General features: G+C 56.4%; 20 protein-coding genes and 1 riboswitch. Of the genes, 14 read left to right on the top strand and 6 right to left on the bottom strand.

Features of this window, described 5'->3' with window-relative positions:
- The first annotated feature begins 28 nt into the window (after positions 1-28).
- Positions 29-406, top strand: coding sequence for a RidA family protein (locus V4U84_RS14815; protein ID WP_334074756.1), 378 nt, complete (start codon positions 29-31; stop codon positions 404-406).
- A gap of 844 nt (positions 407-1250) precedes the next feature.
- Here the strand turns inward: V4U84_RS14815 and V4U84_RS14810 are convergent.
- Positions 1251-2015 carry a tryptophan-rich sensory protein gene (locus V4U84_RS14810; RefSeq protein ID WP_334074755.1) on the bottom strand — a complete coding sequence of 255 codons (765 nt, stop codon included), beginning with the start codon at positions 2013-2015 and terminating at the stop codon, positions 1251-1253.
- Between the two features lie 228 nt (positions 2016-2243).
- Here V4U84_RS14810 and V4U84_RS14805 point away from each other — a divergent pair, with 228 nt between their 5' ends.
- Both V4U84_RS14805 and V4U84_RS14800 read left to right on the top strand, forming a co-directional pair.
- Positions 2244-5384 carry a DEAD/DEAH box helicase gene (locus tag V4U84_RS14805; protein WP_334074754.1) on the top strand — a complete coding sequence of 1047 codons (3141 nt, stop codon included), beginning with the start codon at positions 2244-2246 and terminating at the stop codon, positions 5382-5384.
- Positions 5381-6247 (top strand): hypothetical protein, encoded by an 867-nt coding sequence (locus tag V4U84_RS14800; protein WP_334074753.1) that lies wholly within the window; start codon positions 5381-5383, stop codon positions 6245-6247. Before V4U84_RS14805 ends, V4U84_RS14800 begins: the two co-directional genes overlap by 4 nt.
- Before the next feature lie 85 nt (positions 6248-6332).
- Here the strand turns inward: V4U84_RS14800 and V4U84_RS14795 are convergent, their stop codons facing one another.
- Positions 6333-7037, bottom strand: coding sequence for a GTP pyrophosphokinase (locus V4U84_RS14795; RefSeq protein ID WP_416367250.1), 705 nt, complete (start codon positions 7035-7037; stop codon positions 6333-6335).
- Between the two features lie 146 nt (positions 7038-7183).
- Positions 7184-7555: a hypothetical protein gene (locus tag V4U84_RS14790; protein ID WP_334074751.1), complete on the bottom strand. Its 372-nt coding sequence runs from the start codon at positions 7553-7555 to the stop codon at positions 7184-7186.
- 215 nt (positions 7556-7770) lie between these two features.
- Here V4U84_RS14790 and V4U84_RS14785 point away from each other — a divergent pair, with 215 nt between their 5' ends.
- The 4 genes from V4U84_RS14785 to V4U84_RS14770 all read left to right on the top strand — a co-directional run bounded on the left by V4U84_RS14785 (position 7771) and on the right by V4U84_RS14770 (position 11414).
- Entirely contained in the window at positions 7771-8514 is a 744-nt protein-coding gene (locus tag V4U84_RS14785) for a zinc-ribbon domain-containing protein (protein ID WP_334074750.1), read from the top strand.
- Between the two features lie 252 nt (positions 8515-8766).
- On the top strand, positions 8767-9072 hold the full coding sequence (locus V4U84_RS14780) for a hypothetical protein (RefSeq protein ID WP_334074749.1): 306 nt from the start codon (positions 8767-8769) through the stop codon (positions 9070-9072).
- A gap of 85 nt (positions 9073-9157) precedes the next feature.
- A riboswitch (purine riboswitch) is annotated at positions 9158-9257 on the top strand.
- Between the two features lie 173 nt (positions 9258-9430).
- Positions 9431-10018 carry a xanthine phosphoribosyltransferase gene (locus V4U84_RS14775; protein WP_334074748.1) on the top strand — a complete coding sequence of 196 codons (588 nt, stop codon included), beginning with the start codon at positions 9431-9433 and terminating at the stop codon, positions 10016-10018.
- Positions 10019-10085: 67 nt separating this feature from the next.
- Positions 10086-11414 carry a nucleobase:cation symporter-2 family protein gene (locus V4U84_RS14770; protein WP_334074747.1) on the top strand — a complete coding sequence of 443 codons (1329 nt, stop codon included), beginning with the start codon at positions 10086-10088 and terminating at the stop codon, positions 11412-11414.
- A 94-nt stretch (positions 11415-11508) separates the two neighbouring features.
- Here V4U84_RS14770 and V4U84_RS14765 read toward each other — a convergent pair whose 3' ends face one another.
- The 3 genes from V4U84_RS14765 to V4U84_RS14755 are packed head-to-tail and all read right to left on the bottom strand — an operon-like array spanning position 11509 to position 14045.
- Positions 11509-11847: a DUF4870 domain-containing protein gene (locus V4U84_RS14765; protein WP_334074746.1), complete on the bottom strand. Its 339-nt coding sequence runs from the start codon at positions 11845-11847 to the stop codon at positions 11509-11511.
- A 39-nt stretch (positions 11848-11886) separates the two neighbouring features.
- On the bottom strand, positions 11887-13071 hold the full coding sequence (locus tag V4U84_RS14760) for an MGDG synthase family glycosyltransferase (protein WP_334077437.1): 1185 nt from the start codon (positions 13069-13071) through the stop codon (positions 11887-11889).
- 14 nt (positions 13072-13085) lie between these two features.
- Positions 13086-14045, bottom strand: a complete 960-nt coding sequence (locus V4U84_RS14755) for a serine hydrolase domain-containing protein (protein WP_334074744.1) — start codon at positions 14043-14045, stop codon at positions 13086-13088.
- A 395-nt stretch (positions 14046-14440) separates the two neighbouring features.
- On the opposite strand from V4U84_RS14755, the gene V4U84_RS14750 reads away from it, so the two are divergent.
- The 7 genes from V4U84_RS14750 (at position 14441) to ctaG (ending at position 21247) form a co-directional block, all read left to right on the top strand.
- Complete coding sequence (locus tag V4U84_RS14750) at positions 14441-14629, top strand: hypothetical protein (RefSeq protein ID WP_148455660.1); 189 nt, start codon at positions 14441-14443, stop codon at positions 14627-14629.
- A gap of 161 nt (positions 14630-14790) precedes the next feature.
- Positions 14791-15540 (top strand): type I methionyl aminopeptidase, encoded by a 750-nt coding sequence (map, locus tag V4U84_RS14745; protein WP_334074743.1) that lies wholly within the window; start codon positions 14791-14793, stop codon positions 15538-15540.
- Positions 15541-16276: 736 nt separating this feature from the next.
- Complete coding sequence (gene coxB, locus V4U84_RS14740) at positions 16277-17335, top strand: cytochrome c oxidase subunit II (RefSeq protein ID WP_334074742.1); 1059 nt, start codon at positions 16277-16279, stop codon at positions 17333-17335.
- Between the two features lie 96 nt (positions 17336-17431).
- Positions 17432-19282 (top strand): cytochrome c oxidase subunit I, encoded by a 1851-nt coding sequence (gene ctaD, locus V4U84_RS14735; protein ID WP_334074925.1) that lies wholly within the window; start codon positions 17432-17434, stop codon positions 19280-19282.
- Entirely contained in the window at positions 19279-19908 is a 630-nt protein-coding gene (locus tag V4U84_RS14730) for a cytochrome (ubi)quinol oxidase subunit III (protein ID WP_334074741.1), read from the top strand. The genes ctaD and V4U84_RS14730 overlap by 4 nt, the downstream gene beginning before the upstream one ends.
- A 1-nt stretch (position 19909) precedes the next feature.
- Positions 19910-20227, top strand: coding sequence for a cytochrome C oxidase subunit IV family protein (locus tag V4U84_RS14725; protein WP_334074740.1), 318 nt, complete (start codon positions 19910-19912; stop codon positions 20225-20227).
- A 108-nt stretch (positions 20228-20335) separates the two neighbouring features.
- Entirely contained in the window at positions 20336-21247 is a 912-nt protein-coding gene (ctaG, locus tag V4U84_RS14720; protein ID WP_334074739.1) for a cytochrome c oxidase assembly factor CtaG, read from the top strand.
- Positions 21248-21262: the final 15 nt, after the last annotated feature.

The raw sequence follows: 21262 nt of genomic DNA, 5'->3' as shown, positions 1-21262 counted from the left end.
AGAAATTTTAAAAAAAGAGGGATGAACGATGAGTAAACAAGTGATTTCCACCACAGCGGCGCCGGGAGCCATCGGGCCTTATTCGCAGGCTATTCAGATCGGGGAGCATGTGTTCACTTCCGGCCAACTCGGTCTGAACCCGCAGACGGGCGAGCTTGCCGCGGGGATCGAGGCGCAAACCGAACAGGCGCTGCGGAATCTGGGCGCTATTTTGGAGGCCGCGGGGACAGGGTTGGATAAAGTCGTGAAGACAACGGTGTTCCTGAAGGATATGAACGACTTCGCTACGGTAAATGCCATTTACGGGCGTTTCTTCAGCGAGCCGTATCCTGCCCGCAGCGCCATAGAGGTGGCCCGCCTGCCGAAGGACGGCCTTGTGGAGATCGAAGCGGTCGCTTTCAAATAAGGCGAATGTTGGGGAAACAGAGGCTCCGCCAGTCGAAGAGACTTGGTGGGGCCTCTGTTTCGTTATAAAAATATGCCCGGTTCGCCCGGCTTATTAGAGACAAAATTCTAACGGCTGCCATGGCGCTTATTTCCGTCAGAATCCCGAAAGTGCGGATCTCCGCGAAATAGCGTCTATGATGTCCGTTAGAGCGAGCACGCGGCGTGTAGTTCGTCCGGTCCTAGGCGCTAAGGATCGTCTGGGCGGTGCTGAGCCGACAGTGGGACGGCCCCGGCTTAAGGCCCGGCCGAAAATTTCTAACGGAAGCCATAGCCGCTATTTCGCTCATGAAGGGCACTTTCAGATTCTAACGGACGCAGCAGCCGCTATTTCAGTAAAATGAGATCATTTCGACGGGAAATTGGACAAATAGGCGCTAATATTTCCGTTAGAATCCCAAAAGTGAGGATCTCCACGAAATAGCGTCCATGATGACCGTTAGAGCGAGCACGCGGCGTGTAGTTCGTCCGGTCCTAGGCCAAGGGTCGGCTGGGTGCTGAGTCGACAGTGGGGACGGCCCCGGCTTAAGGCTCGGCCGAAAATTTCTAACGGAAGCCATAGCCGCTATTTCGCTCATGAAGGGCACTTTCAGATTCTAACGGACGCAGCAGCCGCTATTTCAGTAAAATGAGATCATTTCGACGGGAAATTGGACAAATAGGCGCTAATATTTCCGTTAGAATTCCGAAAATGCGGATCTCCGCGAAATAGCGTCTATGATGTCCGTTAGAGCGGGGCATGCGGCGTGTAGTTCGTCCGGCCCAAGGGGGTTATGGCTTGCGGATTCGATCCTTGAGAGACTTCGTCAGTCCCTTTCCCGGGCGCGAAAGAAGAGCAGGGAGGCGGCCAGTAGAAACAGGAGGGCCGCTGCCAAGCCCGCGGTCACAAACACCACCCGTTCTTCGGAATGCTTGTCCGCGATCGCGGCAAATCCCCAGGCCACCGGCAGAGGGAGAACTCCATCGCGGGTGCGGCTGCCGAGCAGGAAAACGACGGCCGTTCCGCCGATGAGCAGCCCCGCTGCCAGCCAAATTGCCGGAAGATCGGGCAAAGAGCGGGAAGGAATAACGTGCTGCACAAGGATCTGCAGATTAACCAGCGTAGCGGTCAGGATCCAGCCCAGATACAGGCTAAAGGGAAAACGGATGAACCAGATTTCCCCCAAAGCCGGCCGAGGAGTGACGCGGGTATGGCGGTGGAGCTGGAAGAGGGACCATAAGAGCAGCAGCGTAGCCCCGAAGGAAAGCGGCAGGTATTCCTGGTGCCATAACAGCAGCCAGCTTATGTTGAATAGACAAGAGAGCCCGAACCATGCCGTATAAGTCCGCATCCATTTGGCCTCGTCGTTTTTTCGCCGAAAGAGATAGACCACCGCACAGCCGATCAGAAGATAGATGACATTCCAGATCATGAAGGCATACCCTTCGGGGGTCAGGTGGGAGGGATAGCGGTCGGACAACTCCCCGGTTTTCGCGCCGCCCAAAGGAAGTGTCTCCGCCATGACATTTACCGCCACCAAGGCGAAAAAGAATAATATGTTCCACCATCGGCAAGCCTTGCTATTGAACATGGATGCGGCCTCCTTTATCCGGTTATAAGTTGCTTCATTGCGTTTACTATATGAATATACCCATTCCCGGAAAAACAATTTCCGCGAGGAACTTCAAAAAATGGGGGACGGAACAAACCGACCGGGAAAAAGTCGGAAAGAAGAGCGGTTTTATATAGGAAAGGTTTCGTATAAGATAGAACTAGTGTGTTTTAAGGGAATGAGAATCGGGAACGACAGGAGATCACCATGAATCAACGCCTTTATGGAATATGGCTTGGGGATGTGTTTTTTTGCTTCTCGGGCGAGATATCGGAGAGCAAAGTGGATGCCTGGACGGCAGCGGTACGGCCTTTGGAGCCGGTTCCGGGATTGCGTCCGTTTCAGCATGCGGCCCTTCGGCTTGCCGAAGTGAGGTATCCCGTCGCCCCGGGGAGAAGGTCCGCGGGCGGCGGAGAACGGAAAGGGCTGATCGGCCGGACGCTGGAAGGTTTGGCGCTGCCGGTGCCGGAAGCCTGGCGGCTTCTTTTGAACTGGGACGAAGGTTATTACGCACCCAGAGGCGTGCGGCCCGGGCCGGAATTCTCCTACTGGAGCACGGCGGCCCGCTTTGCCCTCGACCTGCTGCGCCGGGGGAGAATCGTGCCGGGGTTGCGGGCGGCGGCGGGCCCTCAGGGACGCCGGCGCTTGACCCAAGCTTCGGCCCGAGCCGTCTGGGGACCGCTGCTTGACCGGGAGGAAGACGCCGGACGCTTCCGCCGGCTGGCCGAATCCATGCCCCCGCTTGGTTTGGCCGCCATGCAGCAGCCGGCCGAAGCGGCGGAGAGCGGAACGATCGCCGGCCGTCAGATGGCATTGCTGCATTCCTTTCTGACGGCGATGGTGGATCACGAAGTCCGCAAGGCCGTGCAGGACCTTGGCCGGAAGCTGAATCCCTCGCGGGCCGATTACCGCAGAGGCGCCTCGCCGATCTCCGAGCTTTGGTGGAACGGCCTGCTGACCGCCGGGACGCCGCCTGACCTTACAGGCCATACGGCGGAGATCGAGCAGTTGGCGGAAGATGTTGCCGAAATCGGCGGGGGACGTCCGCGTGCCGAGGAGGAAGAGCCGGGAGGCAGGTCCGCGGGTACGCTCCGGCTGTGCCTGCGGATCGAGCCGCTGCCCTCGGGGAGCGGCGTGCCGGATTCCGGGCTGGCCTGGCGCCTTTCGTTCTGGGGCGAAGGGGCCGAGGATCCGGCCGTACTGCTGCCCGCCGGATTGATCTGGAGCTATCCGCACGCGGAAATGGAGATTCGCGGGCGGAGGTACGGCAAGGTGCAAGAAAGCCTGCTGCTCCGCTTGAAGAAAGCGGCGGAGATGTCGCCGGAGATCGCGGGGGCGTTGGAAGGGCCCCGGCCGGAGGCCGTCACGCTGGAACCCGCGGAGATGGTCGCCTTTTTGGGCCGGTCCGTGGCGCTCCTCCGCAAGCAGGGGGTGACGGTACAGATGCCGTCCCGCTGGACCCGGGAAGGCCGTCGCCCCGCCGGGGTGAGAATCAAGGCCTCGAGCTGGGGGACCACGCCCGAGAGCAAAGACGAGGGGGCCGGACTAGGCGTCCAGCAGTTGATTGCTTTCGAGGCGGGCGCCGTGCTGAACGGGCAGGAACTGACCCGGGAGGAGTTGGCCCGGCTGGCTGCCTTGAAATCCCCGCTCGTCCTGTTCCGCGGGGAATGGATCGAAATCGACGTCAAGGAACTTCGCCAGGTGCTGAAGTTTATGAAGCGGCAGGAAAGCGGCACGTTGACCTTCCGGGACCTGATGTACCTGGCTTCGGGTACCGACGAGGATCACCGGTTTGAAGGGCTGCGGGTCGAGCGGGTGGAGACGGAAGGCCTGCTTGCCGTTCTGATGAGCGGCGAGCTGCTGCGGGACGCCAAGCCACGCCCGGTGCCCGAAGCGCTGAACGGAACACTCCGCCCTTACCAGGAGCGGGGCTTCCAATGGTTGGCGGCGATGCGTCAACTGGGCTTCGGCGCACTGCTGGCCGACGATATGGGGCTGGGCAAAACGGTCCAGGTCATTACGGAGCTGCTGGACGGCCTGGCGGCTTCGCCGGGGACCAGCCTGATCGTGTGCCCGACTTCGCTGCTCGGGAACTGGCAGCGGGAACTGAACCGGTTCGCGCCGCAGCTGCGACTATACATTCATCATGGGAGCGACCGGCTGCACGGGGATCGGCTGGCTATGGAATGCCGGAACAGCGATGTGGTGCTTACGACCTATCAATTGGCGGGACGCGACGGCAAAGAACTGCGGGAGCTGGAATGGAAGACGATTGTACTGGATGAAGCGCAGTACATTAAAAACTTCGGCACCAAGCAGGCTCAGAGCGTGATGAAGCTGAGCGCGCCGCAGCGGATTGCCATGACCGGCACGCCGGTGGAGAATCGGCTGAGCGAACTATGGTCGATTTTTCAGTTCCTCAACCCGGGATATCTGGGAACGCACGCTTCCTTCCGGGCCAAGTACACCGGGGGCGGTGACCCGCAGTCCGCCGAGCTGGGAAGGCTGCGCAAGCTGGTGGCTCCGTTTTTGCTGCGCCGGCTGAAGAGCGACCCGGATATCCGCAAGGATCTGCCGGAGAAGATCGAACTGAAATCGTACTGTTCGCTTACGGCGGAACAGGCCAGGCTGTATGAGGCCGTCACGGCCGATCTCATGGACAGAATCGGAGGCAGCGGCGGCATAGCCCGCAAAGGCCTGGTCTTGTCGTCGCTGACCCGGCTTAAGCAGATTTGCGACCATCCGCGGCTTGGGGCGAGAGGAACTTTTGTCCCAGGGGCAGACCCGGAACGGTCGGGCAAGCTGGAACGGCTGACCGAGCTGCTTGATCTCATCATGGATAACGGGGAGGCCGCCCTTATTTTTACGCAATATGTGCAAATGGGGGAGATTCTTCGGGTGAAGCTGGCCGAACGTTACGGGGATACTCCGTTTTTCCTGCATGGAGCCGTTCCCAAGCCGGAAAGGGACGCGATGGTTCGAGCCTTCCAGGAGGGAACGGGTGCGCCTATATTCGTCCTGTCGCTGAAAGCCGGGGGCGTGGGACTTAATCTGACGAGGGCCAATCATGTCATTCATTATGACCGCTGGTGGAATCCGGCTGTGGAGAATCAGGCCACGGACCGGGTATTCCGGATCGGGCAGCGGAAAAACGTGGAGGTGCATAAGCTCATCTGCCAGGGAACGCTGGAGGAACGGATCGATGAACTGATCGAACGAAAAAAGACGCTTTCCGAGCAGGTCGTCGGGTCGGGAGAGCAATGGCTTACGGAAATGTCCGATGAAGAGCTGCGCGGCCTGGTGATGCTGCAGGGTGCGGGAAATATCATCGAGGAGGATGCGAGATGAGCCGGAGAACGGAGACCCTTGAATCTGTGAAACTGGAGCCGGTGCCGGGGGCGCTGCGCGTGATTTTCCCGGGAGAAGCGCCGCGCGGAAACGGGGCGCGCCGGAGCAAGCGCGCGGCGGAAGGCGCAAGCGGCGTGGAAGCGGCGGCCGACACGGCTCCGCCGCCGCTCTGCGTCGTCGAGCTGCCGGCTCCCGCGCCGGGCGGCGCGGACGGCGACCGCCTGCTGCGGCAGCTCGAGGGCCGGCCGCTGATTCTGGCCGGCCTGCTGGAGGAGGGGGCAGCGGCGCTGTCCGCCCTGCTCCCCGAGCTGCCGCCGTGGCGGCGGGAGCCGGGCCCTGCCGCGGCGCCCGTGTGCGCCTGCGGCGCGGCCCCCGGCGGCGGCCATGTGCCGCAGGCCCTGGCCGCCGCCGACGCCGCTTGGGCGGCCGACCCCGGCCTGCGGCTCGCGCTGCTCGGCTGGACGCCGGAGGCGCTGGCCGCGGCCGTGCTGGAGCGCTGGGCCGCGGCCCAGCCGCTGCCGGCGCCGGAGGAGGCCCTCCGCCAAACGGCGGGCGGGCCGGAGGCGCAGCGCTCCGCGGCGGGCGACGGGCCGAACGTCGCCGAGTGGCTCGCGGAGCTGGCGGCCGAGGGGCGGCTGCACCTGCCCGGGCCGCAGTTCCACGACGTGGAGGCGGAGCTGCGGGAGCTTGCGCCTCCGGACGTGGAACCCGGGCACGGGCCCGGACCTGACGCCGCCTCGTGGGCCCGCCTCTTGCTGCCCGGCGTCCCCGGCGCGGCCCGCGGCCTTTCCCTGGTCGCCGGCCGGGTGATGGAGCGCGCCGCCGATCTTGCGGCGGCGCATTCGCCCAAAAAAACGCGTTAGACCGCCTAGCGTGCGGTGTCAAAAAAGCTGTCCCTCACCGTTTAACACGGCAGGGGACAGCCTTTTTTTTGAAGTGGAGAGTCGTCTATTTCGGCAGGGATTCGGTTTCGGTCCGCCGGGCGGGGATTTCCGAGGCCCCCATGATTTCCCGGCGCAGCCCGTGCATTTTTTTGTCCAGGGCGTCCGCCGCTCTGGCCGCCTCCGTCAACTCGCGGATGACATGCGAAGGCACCTGCTTATCATACTTATAGTAAAGAATGTGCTCCATGCTCGCCCAAAAATCCATCGCCAGCGTACGCATTTGAATTTCCACCTTCATCCACCGCTGACCTTCGAACAGGGTCAAGGGGACCGCCACGATGACATGCAGGCTCTGGTAGCCGTTCGGCTTCGGATGCTCGATGTAATCCTTGATTTCAATGATGTTGATATCCTCGCGCTGCCGAAGGTGGTCCAGCAGGCTGTAAATGTCCTGGGCAAAGGAAAAGACGATCCGCATGCCCGCGATGTCGTGAATCTGATTTACCATATTGTCGACCGTCAACGCGAAGCCTTTGCGTTCCAGTTTTTCCAGAATGCTTCTCGGTTCCTTGATCCGGGTCTTGATGTGTTCAATCGGACTGTATCCGTTATGAATCTTCCACTCCGTCTGGACCAGCTTGATCTTGTTCTTCAGTTCATCCAGAGCGAGCTGGTACAGCGTGGGGAGCTTCTTCCACTCCTCCAACTTGCGCAGTTCGTCATCTTTGATCTCCCATTGATACAGTTCGCGAAGGTCCAACTGGTTCAGCAGGCTGTCCTTGTTACTCGGGTTGGATATACTCAGTCTAATCTACTCCCATTTCTTCTGAAGTTCTTAGGTTTATTTTACCTTGAATAGGCCTGGAATTTCAAAAGAAATGACGGAAAGCCTCCAATTGTCGAAAGCGGCGGCGTTTACTTGTTTAACGGGGTCCCGCCGTTATATCCCGGATGGTTGTAGTCCGTGTTGGATAAATTGCTGAGCACGCCCATCCCCATGATCGCCTCCCGGGTCTTCTCGGTCCCGTTGCGGTACAGCAGCACGTAGATCTCGGTCAGCCGGCGGTTGAACTGATCCGGCGCCTCGTCATGGTCGGCGGATTTATAGGGCACGGGCGCCCGCTTCAAGGTATACTCGTCTTCCTTGGCCAGCTCTTCGAGCTTGTCGCGAAGCACCGAGAGATCTTCCTCGTCGAGCAGAACTTCAAATTCGGCGGAATCGTTCGGCACTTCCTGAACGAGCCGGTGCGTCACGGAAATAAAGTAAGTTTTTTTCGGGGATACCATTCGCCATTTCTCCTCTCCTTTGTGGAACGATCAGATCTACACATTAATACACGGGGGCCATTCCGATGAATCAAAGGGCAGATTTTCACCACAGCCGCAAATCTGGTATGATAACTTCTAGAATTTATCTCATAGGAATGATAAAGAGGTTACAAGCGCATAGAGCTTTCCGGGTTTCTTATTTGGGAAAGTAATGGAATGGGAGGATTGCATTCATGAATTTTTTACAGAGGATTAAAGACGGTGCTGGAAAAGTGACCGACCGCGCGCAAAACGCCGTGGAGATCGGGAGGCTGAACACACAGATTTCGAATATTGAGCGAGAGATGGGGCTCTATTTCCAAAAGATGGGCGAAGTCTTCTATGAGGGTTATTCCCGCAAAGATATGTCCAATGCGGAAAAAGAGATGGTCGAGCTGGCCAAAACCTGCGATCTGTTGTCGGAAGAGCGGGATGAAATCCGCGCGAAAATCGCCGAGCTGAAAAATGAACGGCTGTGCGGCGCTTGCGGCAAAGCGATTGCCGAAGACGCGCTGTTCTGCCAATACTGCGGACGCAAGCTTGATAAGGCGAAGACGGCGGTCGGCAAGAAGAGCCCCGCCAAGGAGGCGGAGGAGGATCGGGACCATGGTCTTCAGGATCCGCTGTCTTTGTTCGCGGAGCCGGTTTCGGACGAAACGATCATCTATAAAGAGCCGGTGGCAACGATGTCCCCGGTAGTCGAAGAGGAACGGGAGCATGACGAATTTCGCCGTAAGCGGGAGCTGGAACGGGAACGGGAGCGTCAGGAAGAGCTGGACCGCCGGATCCGCACCTGGAAGGAAAATGTGGAGCCGCCGAAGAAACAGGTATCCTCCGCGCTGGAAACGGGGATTCCGACCGTAAGCTGTCAGATCTGTTCTTCGGTCCTCGTTAAAGGGACCAAATGGTGCCCTCATTGCGGTTCGGAGCAAATTTAGGATAGGCGTTGACGATTTCACCAATTTGTAAAAAGTGGGGCCCGATATACGGAGGTCATATCCGTAGTAGAAGGAGAGGCACCCGCTGCCGGACGGCACGGATTCCGGGAGGAAGCATCCTCTTGAGCCGTGCCGCTTGCGTTTCATTCAGAGGACTTCAAGTTCGCCGCCCGGATGAAAACGTAGAGCGGGGGGAACGCTTAACATCATCGCGGGATCGTCAATTACATGAATGAAAGGAGCACGAAGACTATGGAGTGCATCGTACATTTTGACGTATATCATAAAAATGAAGTGAAAGAATTAAGGGGTTTAATCTTTTTGAAAAAAGGGGAGATTCCTTCCGAGCAGGACTTCCTATCCATGTTTGATGAGATGGGGTACAAACTGCGCCTGGAGGACAAACAGGATCTGATTTTTAAGCCGACGAACCCGGGAGCGGACTACTCCCAGATTAAAATCCGGCGCCTGGACACGGGGGACAAAAGTTACAAGGAAGATACGGAGCTTCGTTCCCTGTTAAACCATCTCCTCCCCGGAGAGTCCCGACCTCTCTAGGCCGGCCGCCAAGCCGGTCATAAAATTTCCTCTTTATTTCTTCGCCCGGTATGCGTTATACTTCTAACGTTGCATGAAAATCGACATTTTTTTTCATATATTTTCTCGTATATGTGCAGGAATCGGCCTGCATGTCTCTACCCGATCACCGGAATGATCGGACTACGGGGAGAACCGCGGGTTGGCTGGAAGCCGCGCGCTTAGGGCGGGATCCTGAGGCGTGGGGGACTCTCGCCAGTTTACGTCGGTTTTCTCCCTTTGTTTAGTCCATATTCCGGGCGGTCCGGGATATGGGCTTTTTTTTCATGCTTTGCGGGGGACGGAACAAGAAGAATGATGTCTAGGAGGAGACGACGGTATGAAGCTTTTAAAAGATAAAGTCATGGCGGAAGGGATTGTCCTGGGGGAGAACGTCCTTAAGGTGGATTCGTTTCTGAACCATCAGATGGATCCTGTCCTGATGCGGGAAGTGGGGAGCGAATTCGCCCGCAGATTTGCCGGCGAAGGCATTACCAAGGTGCTGACGATCGAGTCGTCCGGCATCGCTCCGGCGATTATGACTTCGCTGGAGTTGGGCGTACCGATGATCTTCGCCCGGAAACACAAATCTCTGACCCTAAAGGACAACATCTTGGTGGAGAAAGTATATTCCTTTACCAAGCGGGAAAGCAATGAGATTACGGTGTCACGGAAGTTTTTGCATCCCGAAGACCGGGTGCTGATCATCGACGACTTTTTGGCGAACGGGGAGGCGGCGTTTGGCTTGGCCCGAATTGTGGAGCAAGTCGGCGCTTCCGTGGTCGGAATCGGCATCGTCATCGAGAAATCGTTCCAGCCCGGCGCAAGATTGCTGGAAGAGGCGGGCTACAGGGTCGAATCGCTCGTCCGGATCGCCTCGTTGGAGAACGGGACGGTTACCTTTGTGGAAGAAGTGCACGAGGCCTGAACGAATGAAATATTGACAGAAAACCGGAACAATTCCGGGCTTATCAGGGAGAGGAGCTTTCATATTCATGGAACGTGAAAGGATTTTTCAAAGGAACCGCCATCCCCTCAAAACGCTGTCGCTCGGCATTCAGCATGTGCTGGCCATGTATGCCGGCGCGGTGATCGTACCGCTCATCGTGGGCGGGGCACTGAACTTGTCGCATGAGGCGTTGACCTATCTGATTTCCATCGACTTGCTGGCCTGCGGGGTGGCGACGCTGTTGCAGGTATGGGGGAACCGCTTCTTCGGGATCGGGCTTCCCGTCATGCTGGGCTGCGCCTTTCAGGCCGTATCTCCGATGATCGCCATCGGGCTTACGGACGGCATGGGTGTCAGTGCGATTTACGGAGCGATCATCGCCTCCGGCCTGTTCGTCTTCCTGTTTTCCGGCTTGTTCGGGAAACTGATCGCTTTATTTCCGCCGGTCGTGACCGGTTCGGTCGTAACGATTATCGGGGTGACCCTGATTCCCGTGGCCTTGACCGACTTGGGCGGCGGCGACGTGTCCAAGCCCGACTTCGGGAGCCCGGCCAACCTGGCGCTCGGGTTCGGCGTACTGTTGTTCGTGGTTTTGATGAATCGCTTTGCCAAAGGCTTTCTGCGCTCCATTTCCGTCCTGATCGGCTTGATTGCCGGCACCCTCGCGGCGGCGCTGCTGGGTAAAGTCGATTTGACGCCTTTAAAGGAAGCCAGCTGGTTTCACATGGTCCAGCCGTTTTACTTCGGTACGCCGACCTTTCACGCATCGGCGATTTTGACGATGATCCTCGTGGCGATCGTCAGTGTTGCGGAATCGACCGGTGTCTTTATGGCGCTCGGCAAAATCGTGGATAAAGACATTACGTCCAAGGATCTGGCGCGCGGCTACCGGGCCGAAGGTCTGGCGATCATGCTGGGCGGTATTTTCAACTCGTTCCCTTATACGACTTATTCGCAAAACGTGGGGCTTGTACAAATGAGCCGGGTCAAAACCCGTGACGTCATCGTGGTTGCCGGCGGCCTGTTGATTCTGATCGGTTTCGTGCCGAAGATCGCGGCGCTGACTCAACTGGTGCCTACCTCCGTGCTTGGGGGAGCGATGATCGCTCTGTTTGGCCTCGTTCTTTCCTCGGGAATTCGGATGTTGGGCGATCAGGTGGATTTGAACCGGCATGAAAATCTGCTGATTATCGCCTGTTCGGTCGGCATGGGGCTCGGCGTGACGGTCGTGCCGGAAATCTTCGACAGCCTGCCGTCCTGGCTGCGCATTTTGGTGGATAACGGCATTGTGGCGGGCAGCTTTACGGCTATTGTCATGAACCTCTTGTTCAACGGTCTCGGCCGGAAAGGCACACCGGTTCCCGCAAAGGAGTAGCTTTGCTCTGCTTGAACTGAACCGGGTGCCCGCTGCCTGCCGGATGAGGCTGGGAATAGGGATGGGAATAGGCGCGCTTTTCTCCTGCTGAAGGCTACATGCGGTTTAACTGTTTTTCCGCTAGCTCTCCGATCCATGGCAGCTTCAGCCATTTCCCTTGGAGGGTGGCCAGCATGAGGACCAGCCACAGAACCAGGCCTACAATAGAGAGGAGCAGGCCGACGACGGTGCCGATGATGGGCAGAAATCCGGCCAGCGCGTGAAAAACCATCAGCCCGCCGAACAGAATGACGGACTGCAAGGCGTGAAACAGCACGAAACGGCTTCTTCGTTCCACGGCCAGAAACACGATCCCGCCTACGAAGGCGAACAGATAGCAGAGAAAACCGGCTACATTTTCATACAGGCCTGTGGATGATTTGAAAGGGGACAAGGGATCACCTGCTTTCTAATACGGATGCCTACCTAGTACTCAATGTATGACGAGCCTGGGGTGGGCAGAACCGATTTGCACAGGCGAGGGCTTGCAGGAAGCGGGCTGAAACCATTGATCCAGGATATCGTTGACTATGACCTCCGCGGCCATCGGCTTGCGGAGGTTTTCCATATTGGCGCTGACGCGGGCCAACTGCCGGCTGTCCTGCAGCAAAGCGTCGATCCCGGCATGCAGGGAGCGCGGGTCGCGGGCGATGCGGGCAATCCCTTTGTTTTCCAGGTAACGGGCGTTGTTCAGCTCCTGTCCGGGAACAGGCCGGTACAGAAAGAGCGGCAGACGGCAGGCGAGCGCTTCCGATAGCGTGATTCCCCCCGGCTTGGTGATGATACAGTCACTTGCCAGCATAAATTCGGCAACCTCATCGACAAAGCCGAACAAGTGGAAGTCAGGGTGGTCGCCGAACTGAAGGGCAAGCTTCTGATACAACTCCTCATTTCGTCCGCATACGGCAAGGACCTGATAGTTTCCTCCGGCAAGCAAAGCCTCGCAAATATCCCGGTTTCCCTGCATTACGCCGGATGCGCCGGCCATGAGCAGAATCGTTTTTTTATTTGGATTTAAAGCGTGGCCGATCCCCGAAACGGCGGGAGAATTTCCGTCGCACCGGAAATCCGGCCGAAGCGGAATCCCGCTTACCAGGACGCGTTCCTCCGGGACGCCGCGTTCGATCATTTCCCGCTTCATATCCTCGGTCGCCACATAGTACCGGTCGACTCCCGCATGCAGCCATCTCGCATGAACGTCAAAATCGGTAATCACGTTGACGAGCGGCAGGGAGAGGGAGGCCCGCTCGATCAAATCCGGCAGGGCCAGCTGGGGGAACGTGTGAATCACCAGGTCCGGCTGGTGCCGACTGATCGCTTTTTTCAAAGTCCCCGAACCGATGGAGTTCACCGCCCGCAGAAAGGTCGCCCCGATCCGCAAATCCTTGGTGACATTGTAAATCCATCCGTACAAGGAGGGCAGAGCCTTGAAGCTGGTCAAGTATATAAATTTTGTGAGTTCGTTCAGTCTGGGGTGGGCTTCCGCCATTAGATCCAGCAATACGACATCGCGGATACCTCTGCTGCGAAAGCCGGCCTCGATGGCTTTGGAGGCCCGGTAATGCCCGTCCCCGTAGCTGGCGTAGAGAATCATGATTTTTGGCGTCTTCGCGTTCAAGGACCTTCCTCCCTTTACATGGATTGAAGTGCGGGCAGAATCTTACGTTCAAGCAAAGCTTTCGGATTTCTATATCGTTTGACCTCGCTCTCCGAGGAGATTGCAACCGCCGCCTCCAGATCGGGTATCACATAAATTTGCTGTCCCCCATGCCCATGGGCGTAGCTGTAACGGATGCCCGCGGCTTCGTCGTTCCACCAGTGGTAGCCGTACCGGCCATAGGCGTAGAACGGAGGGCATTGGGGAGACAGCGCGCGGGCGATCCATTCCGGCGATACGAGGGGGCGGCCTTCCCAAGCGCCGTTTTGAAGGCACACAATGCCTATTTTCAGCATATCCCCAGCGGTCATATGGAGCCCGACATGCCCGCCGGAATGGCCTTCCGGGCTTGCCTTCCAGCGGACGTCAGCGATATTTAACGGTCGAAACAAATGGGTGGTCGCATAGCTTAAAGCGGTGCATCCTGTCCATTTCGACAGCAGCACGGACAATAAATGCGAGCAGGGGCTGCAGTACATAAATGTGCCGCGCTGCTCCGGGACGACCGGGAGCCGCAGGATGAAATTTCTCCAATTCCGGCTGCGGTGGAACCGGTGAATAAACCGTTCTCCCAGCTTCGGACCGGTCTGCCAGTAGAGCCCGCTTGTCATCGTCAGCAGTTCACGCAGGGTTAGCTGGGACCATGCGGGATCGGGCCTTACGGGAGCATGTTCTTTGACGTCCGCCCAAACCGGCTGATCCATTGCGGGGAGCTCGCCCCGGCGATCGGCGATGCCGATCAGTAGACTGAGCACGCTTTTGGTCGCGGACCGAAGATCATGCAAGCTTGAGGCGCCGTATCCGTTGTAGTACGCCTCGAACCTGAGCCTTCCGCTTTGCCATACCAGCAAGCTGCGAATTTTGGAGTAATCCTTTCGAACGGTTTGATCGATAGTGCTCCAATTACGACCGGCGTCAGCGGGCTGTTTTATCATGTATGTCCTCCTGTTAGAGAATACAATAGTATGATTAACGCGGAATTAACGTCCCGAAGCTATAATCGAATCTAACCTTATCTTAACCAGCGGAGCATGATCCCAATAAACAAATCGGCCAATCCAAAAAAATGGGTGTTTGGAAGAAAGCTGTAACTGCCAGCTGAATATGTTACAATAGGGGGACATAAGGTCTTTCCTTGTTTTGCTAAGACCGGTATATATGCAAGACGCTGTTCTCGCGTGCCTGATTCATCGGGAAGAGGTTCGGGTATGTATAGTGTCATGCGCCAGCTGAATAAGTTAAACCGTAAGCTGACTTCATGAAGTACTGCTTGTTACGTATTCTCGAGATCGGAGCATTGAACTAGAAACGTTCTGGGAGGGAATTTGGTATGGCAACGAAAGGTCACAATGAAGTGAAGGAAAGTTTGCGGGAGATGACCCGGATATTCAAGCCGAAAGACCCGAAGAAGTTCGTAAAAGAATATGTCCGCAAATACCGGATTACTGGCGGCTATGAGGAAGAGTTGACCCTTTTGGTAGAGACGGAAATGGGGAAGCTGAATTCGTCGGTTTCCTGAAGTCTGCCGTTCATGAATTTGAACCCAAATACCTATAGGCTAATTACCGTCCCGGCGAGAGCAGGGGCGTTTTTTCTTTGTTTATCACATATAATGTAGCATCCAAGAGGTAATGTTGTTGTTAGGAAAAACAGCTTTGTGCCGCGAAAGGGGATTGCAGATTGAAACCAAACTTGAAGTCAAAAGAAGAGGTCGCCCGAATCCGCGAAGCCGGAGCGATTTTGGCCGAGTGCCACCGGGGGATCGGCAAGCTGATTGCCCCCGGCATCACCACGGCGGAGATCGACGGGTTCGTAGAGTCGTTTCTTGCCAAACGGGGCGCGAAGCCGGAACAGAAAGGTTACCGCGGCTTCCCTTATGCCACCTGCGCTTCTATAAATGAGGTGGTATGTCACGGGTTTCCTGGGCCGCAAAAATTGAAGCAAGGCGATATCGTCACGATTGATATGGTCGTGAACAAGAACGGATGGCTGGCGGACTCGGCGTGGTCTTACCGTGTCGGGGACGTGGATGCGGAAGCGGAACGGCTGCTGCGAACGACGGAAAAAGCGCTGTACGCCGGCATTGACGCGGCGCATCCGGGAAATCGGATCGGAGACATCGGCTATGCCGTACAGCGGGTGGCTATGGAAGCGCGCATCGGCATCGTCAAGCCGTTGATCGGCCACGGCATCGGGCGGCAGATGCATGAAGCGCCCGACGTGCCGAACTTTGGCCGCCCCCGTAGCGGAGTGAAGCTTCTCGCCGGAATGGTCATCACGATCGAGCCGATTTTTACGCTGGGCGAAACGGGCGCGGTGCTGTGGGACAATGACGGCTGGACGATTCGTTCGGCGGACGGAAGCCTGGGCGCGCATTATGAACATACGCTGGCGATCACGGAGGAAGGGCCGGTAATTCTGACGATATAAAAACTCGGAGAGCGAAAGCTCTCTTTTTTTATGCGCTTGGACCGCTTCAATTTTCCGCCAAGCCGGATAGAACGGCGACTCTCCATAACACGGTTACTCCCACGGACATAATAGTCGCTATTTCGCGCAAAGTCGCTCTTCGGGAATTCTAACGGAAGCCACAGCGCTTATTGTGCCTGTTTAGCGTCTGAATGGCCTCGTTTCGCCCAAATAGCCGCTACTGCGACCGTTAGAATCCCGGTTGGCTATAAAAATGTGAAATAGCGGCTATGGCTTCCGTTAGTGGATAAGTTATAGCGGATAAAAGCAGGTTAAGGCGCATTAAGGCACATTAAGGCGTCAGTCAGGTCGGGCGCAATCGGATTTTTTTCGATCGCCGGAGGTCGCTCGGTTTTCTTTTTTATAAATTTCAATATAAAGTTCTGGGAAATGTCAAAAATGAAAAACAGGAAAAGAAGCGCAAACTCTAACATAACCTAGTAAGGTTCAGGGCAGCTTCCGGAGGGTAATCCAAAAGTGAAAACGTTCGCAAATCCCATTGTGGCGCGCCCTCGCGGCTTTTTGAACAATTTGTGAACTCATCTCGGATCATTGACAAAACAAGGGTTCGATCATATATTTAATAGGTGATTGTTGTAATTGACAGAAATGCAGTTTCCGTGATAAGACAGGTAGTTTTGAGTGTGCCGGATGCCTGTACATAACCGGGAAGAAAACGGAAAAGTGGGGTAGATCAATGATGAAACCGTGGAAGGCTGGAAAGCGGCTTGTACCTCTGTTTGCCGGGCTACCGCTTTTGTTGTCCGCATGCGGCCGCGAGGACTTGTCGGTGCTCAGACCACAGGGAACGGTAGCCGAAGGGCAATTGGGCTTGATCAAGCTTTCGGTTACGATCATGGTGGCGGTCATGGTGATCGTGTTTGCGATTGCGGCGTATGTATGGATCAAATACCGCCGGAGACCGGGGCAGAACGAGATTCCGAAACAGGTGGAGGGCAACTTTAAGCTGGAGATTATCTGGACGGCTATTCCGCTCGTACTGGTCTTGATTCTGGCCGTGGCCACCGTTCAAAAGGTATTTGCGTACGGAGAAGACTATGCGAAAGACAAAAACGCTGTAAAGGTGAAGGTGACTTCCCATTTGTTCTGGTGGGAGTTCTCTTACCCGGATTACGGGATTACGACAGCCCAGGATCTGATTATTCCTTCAGGCAAGAAAATCGCTTTGGAACTGAAAACAGCGGATGTGCTTCACTCGTTCTGGGTGCCATCGCTAGCCGGAAAGACCGATACCAACACGGACGGCACGGTGAACAAGGCTTGGCTTGAAGCGGACAAAGAAGGCGTTTACTTGGGGAAATGCGCGGAGCTTTGCGGTCCGTCCCACGCTTTTATGGAATTTAAAGTGAAGGCGGTCAGCGACGATTCCTTCAATAAATGGGTGGATGCCATGAAAGCGCCTGCGGTGCTTCCGGAGGATCCGGCCACTGCCGAGGTCTTCAAGAAACAGTGCTTGACTTGCCATGCGGTCGGAGACCAAGGGGGGCCGAGCGGCCCGAACCTCACCGGCATAGGCGGCCGGGAAACGGTGGCAAGTATTTTGCTGAATGAGGAAGGCTCGGGGAAACCGGTTGACGGCAAGCCTGTAAAGGACAATCTCGTGGAATGGCTTCAGGATCCCCAAAAGGTGAAGCCCGGCAACAAAATGCCGCAGCCGAAAGAAGATTTGGGCCTGAGCGATGAGGAAATCGACGCGATTGCCCAGTATCTGGCCGATTACAAATTATCGTATTGATCTTTGGTGCCTCTGGCGGCATTGAGGTTATAGGAACTCTAAAGGGGGTACAAAACCTTGGCTCACGCTCACAGTGTCAAGCGGTACAAGGGTTTGATGGACTGGTTGACGACGGTCGACCACAAAAAGATCGCTATCCTGTATTTGATAGCGGGCGGTCTGTTCTTTGGCATCGGGGGGATTGAAGCGCTGCTGATCCGCGTTCAGTTGGCCAAACCGATGAATGATTTCGTAACAGCCCAGCAATTTAACGAATTGATTACGATGCACGGAACAACCATGATTTTCCTCGGCGTTATGCCGGTTATTTTTGCGCTGATGAACGCGGTCATTCCGCTGCAAATCGGAGCCCGCGACGTAGCGTTTCCGTTTCTGAACTCGCTCGGGTTCTGGACCTTCCTCTTCGGCGGTCTGCTGCTGAATCTGAGCTGGGTTATGGGCGGGGCGCCGGATGCCGGATGGACCTCTTACACGCCGCTATCCTCCACGGATTACAGTACGACGCACGGAGTCGATTTTTATACGATCGGCTTGCAGATCGCCGGGCTGGGTACGCTTATCGGGGGGATCAACTTCCTGGCCACGATCATTACGATGCGTGCGCCGGGGATGTCATTCATGCGGATGCCGATGTTTACCTGGACGACCTTCGTCACTTCGACGATGATTTTGTTCGCTTTCCCGGCGGTCACGGTAGGCCTGGTGCTTCTGTCTTTCGACCGGATTTTGGGCGCGAATTTCTTTGTACCGTCCATGGGCGGGAACCCGGTGCTCTGGCAGCATATCTTCTGGATCTTCGGGCACCCTGAAGTTTACATTTTGATTTTGCCGGCCTTCGGGATTATTTCCGAGGTGGTCAGCACCTTCTCCCGGAAGCGGTTGTTCGGTTACAGCTCGATGGTGTTCGCGACGATTCTGATCGCCTTCCTCGGCTTCATGGTGTGGGCGCACCACATGTTTACCACAGGGATGGGGCCGGTTGCCAACGCGCTGTTCTCGATTGCGACCATGCTGATCGCCGTTCCGACGGGGATCAAAATCTTCAACTGGCTGTTCACGATGTGGGGCGGTCAAATCCGCTTTACAACGGCCAACCTGTTCGCTTCCGGTTTTATTCCGACCTTTGTTATGGGCGGGGTTACCGGGGTTATGCTGGCCTCCGCTCCGGCGGATTACCAGTATCATGACACTTATTTTGTCGTAGCGCACTTCCACTATGTTATTGTCGGCGGTCTCGTGCTGGGGCTGTTCGCGGGGCTGCATTACTGGTGGCCGAAAATGTTCGGACGCGTGCTGAACGAAAAGCTCGGCAAGCTGGAATTTTGGACGTTTATTATCGGCTTCCATCTGACGTTCTTCGTGCAGCATTTTCTTGGACTCGTGGGGATGCAGCGCCGGGTATTTACGTACCTGCCGAACCAAGGCTTCGATCTGATGAACCTGATCAGTACGGTGGGCGCTTTTCTGATGGGCGTCGGCGTGATTATTTTCCTGATCAATGTGGCGATTTCGTTCAAACAGCCGAAGGGCGTGGAAGCCGACGTATGGGAAGACGGACGGACCCTGGAGTGGGCGATTCCTTCGCCGCCGCCGGAATACAACTTTAAGCAAACTCCGCTCGTGCGCGGGATCGACGCTTTCTGGAAAGAAAAGATGGCCGGGAACAAGGAGATGACGCCTGCCGAGCCGGTTGGGCCGATCCATATGCCTTCGCCGACGATTCTGCCGTTTGTCATGTCGGTCGGCCTGTTTATCGCTGGTCTTGGCTTTATGTTCACGAATGACGACTTTGGCAACGGCCTGCTGAATTTCCTGTTCAGCAACTATATCGTCACGGGAATCGGCCTGGCGATTACGCTGGGGTCCATGCTGCTTCGTTCGCTATTCGACGATCACGGCTGGCATATCGAACCGGATGAATTGAACGACAAGGGGGTAAAAGCATGACGACACCTCATGCACAGCAGGTATCGGGCGAACTTCCCCATGAACCGGAAAAGGCGACGCTGGAAGGCCGCAACAAAGTGCTTGGCTTCTGGCTTTTCCTTGGGGGCGAAGCGGTCCTGTTCGGAACCCTGTTCGCCACCTTCCTGACGCTGCGAAACCAGGTGGCCGATGGCCCGTCCGCCAGCGAGCTGTTCAGTTTGCCGATCACGGCGGCGGCGACGTTTATCCTTTTGGTCAGCAGTTTGACGAGCGTGTTCGCCATTCAGGCGATGCATCGGGGGAACCGCAAATCGTTGGCGAATTGGCTCGCGGTTACGGTTCTGCTCGGTCTGGCGTTCCTGGTGCTAGAAATTTACGAGTTTGCGGAATACATGATCCATGAAGACTACAGGATGACCACCAGCGCCTTCAGTTCGGCTTTCTATACGCTGGTCGGCTTCCATGGAGCGCACGTTTTGTTCGGGATCCTTTGGATTTCGATCCTGATCGGACAGCTGTTCAAAAAAGGATTGAACGTCGTTACAGCTCCGAAGGTTTATGTTGCCGCCATGTACTGGCATTTTATCGACGTCGTGTGGGTGTTTATTTTTACCGTAGTTTACCTGCTCGGAAAGGTGGTAGGTTAACATGACCAGTCACGATTCGAACGGAGAGGCGGTCAAGCACCGTCACCGCCATGAAGGGCCGCAGAAGCATATCGTCGCCTTCGTCTTCTCGATCATTCTGACGCTGATCGCGTTTGCGGCGGTGGCGGCCGGGGGCGTAAACACCGCCTTTACGGTGCTGCTTCTGCTGGTGATGGCTGTGCTGCAAGTTCTTGTTCAACTTGGCTACTGGATGCACATGAAGGATAAAGGCCATATGATTCCGATCGTATTTATGGCCGGCGGATTTTTCGTCGCCGGGACGGCGATCATAGCGGCGCTATACTGGATGTGGTGGTAAAATATAAAGAGGTCGGCTTGAATTCAAGCCGCCTCTTTCATGTTATTGACGGGTATTACGCGTTCACAAAATCGACAGAAAGACGAAGGCGGGAAGGGAGGGTTCAGCGTGCTGGGGTTAGAATATTTTAAATTTGCGGAAGTTTGGAGTCCCGTGTTTTTGGCGGTCATACTGCTCATTACGGCGGGGTACCTTGTGTTGACGGGACCGGTCAACGAGAAACGGGGACAACCCGCTGTAAGCGCAGGCCAAAGAAGTTTGTTTTTATTTGGAATCACCGTGCTGTATTTCGCCCAGGGCGGACCGATCGAACTGCTCGGCCACATGATGTTCAGCTTTCACATGGTCAGTATGGCGCTATCCTATCTTGTGGCTCCGCCGCTTTTGATGCTGGGCCTTCCCGCCTGGGTGTGGCGGTCGGCCGCGCCGTTCCTTGGCCGCGGTCCGCTGCGCCGGCTCCGGTTCCTGACGCATCCGGTGGTGGCGGCGGTGGTGTTCAACGGGCTGTTTTCCATCTACCATCTTCCGGTTGTTCACGACTATGTCATGCTTCATTTCGGTGTTCACCGCCTGTATTATCTTATTCTGTTCCTCGCTTCGGTGCTGATGTGGTGGACGCTGGTCAAACCGCTGCCAGAACAGGCGGGAGCGCACGGCTTGAAGAAGATGGGCTTCATCTTCCTTAACATGGTGCTGCTGACGCCGGCATGCGGTCTGATTATTTTTGCGCCGGAGCCGCTGTATGCGACCTACAGCGATCCCGAAGTATGGGCCAAAGCGATGGGGTATTGCGTGCCGGGAGATCCGGCCACGCTGCTTAGCCAATTCGGTGGGCCGGAATACTTCGGTTATCTCGAACCTCGGGTGGACCAGCAGGTTGGAGGCATACTAATGAAATTTTTTCAGGAGATCATCTTCGCCTCGATGCTCGCTTACGTATTCTTCCAATGGTACCGGCAGGAAAATCGGGAGGACAAGGAGGATGCCCGGGCGGAGGATTTCAAGCTGAATCGGGTTTAGAGATTGACGCGTGGA

Origin of the sequence: Paenibacillus sanfengchensis, from assembly GCF_036864765.1 — a bacterium.
Taxonomy (GTDB): domain Bacteria; phylum Bacillota; class Bacilli; order Paenibacillales; family Paenibacillaceae; genus Fontibacillus; species Fontibacillus sanfengchensis.
This window is presented reverse-complemented; position numbering and strand designations above follow the sequence as displayed.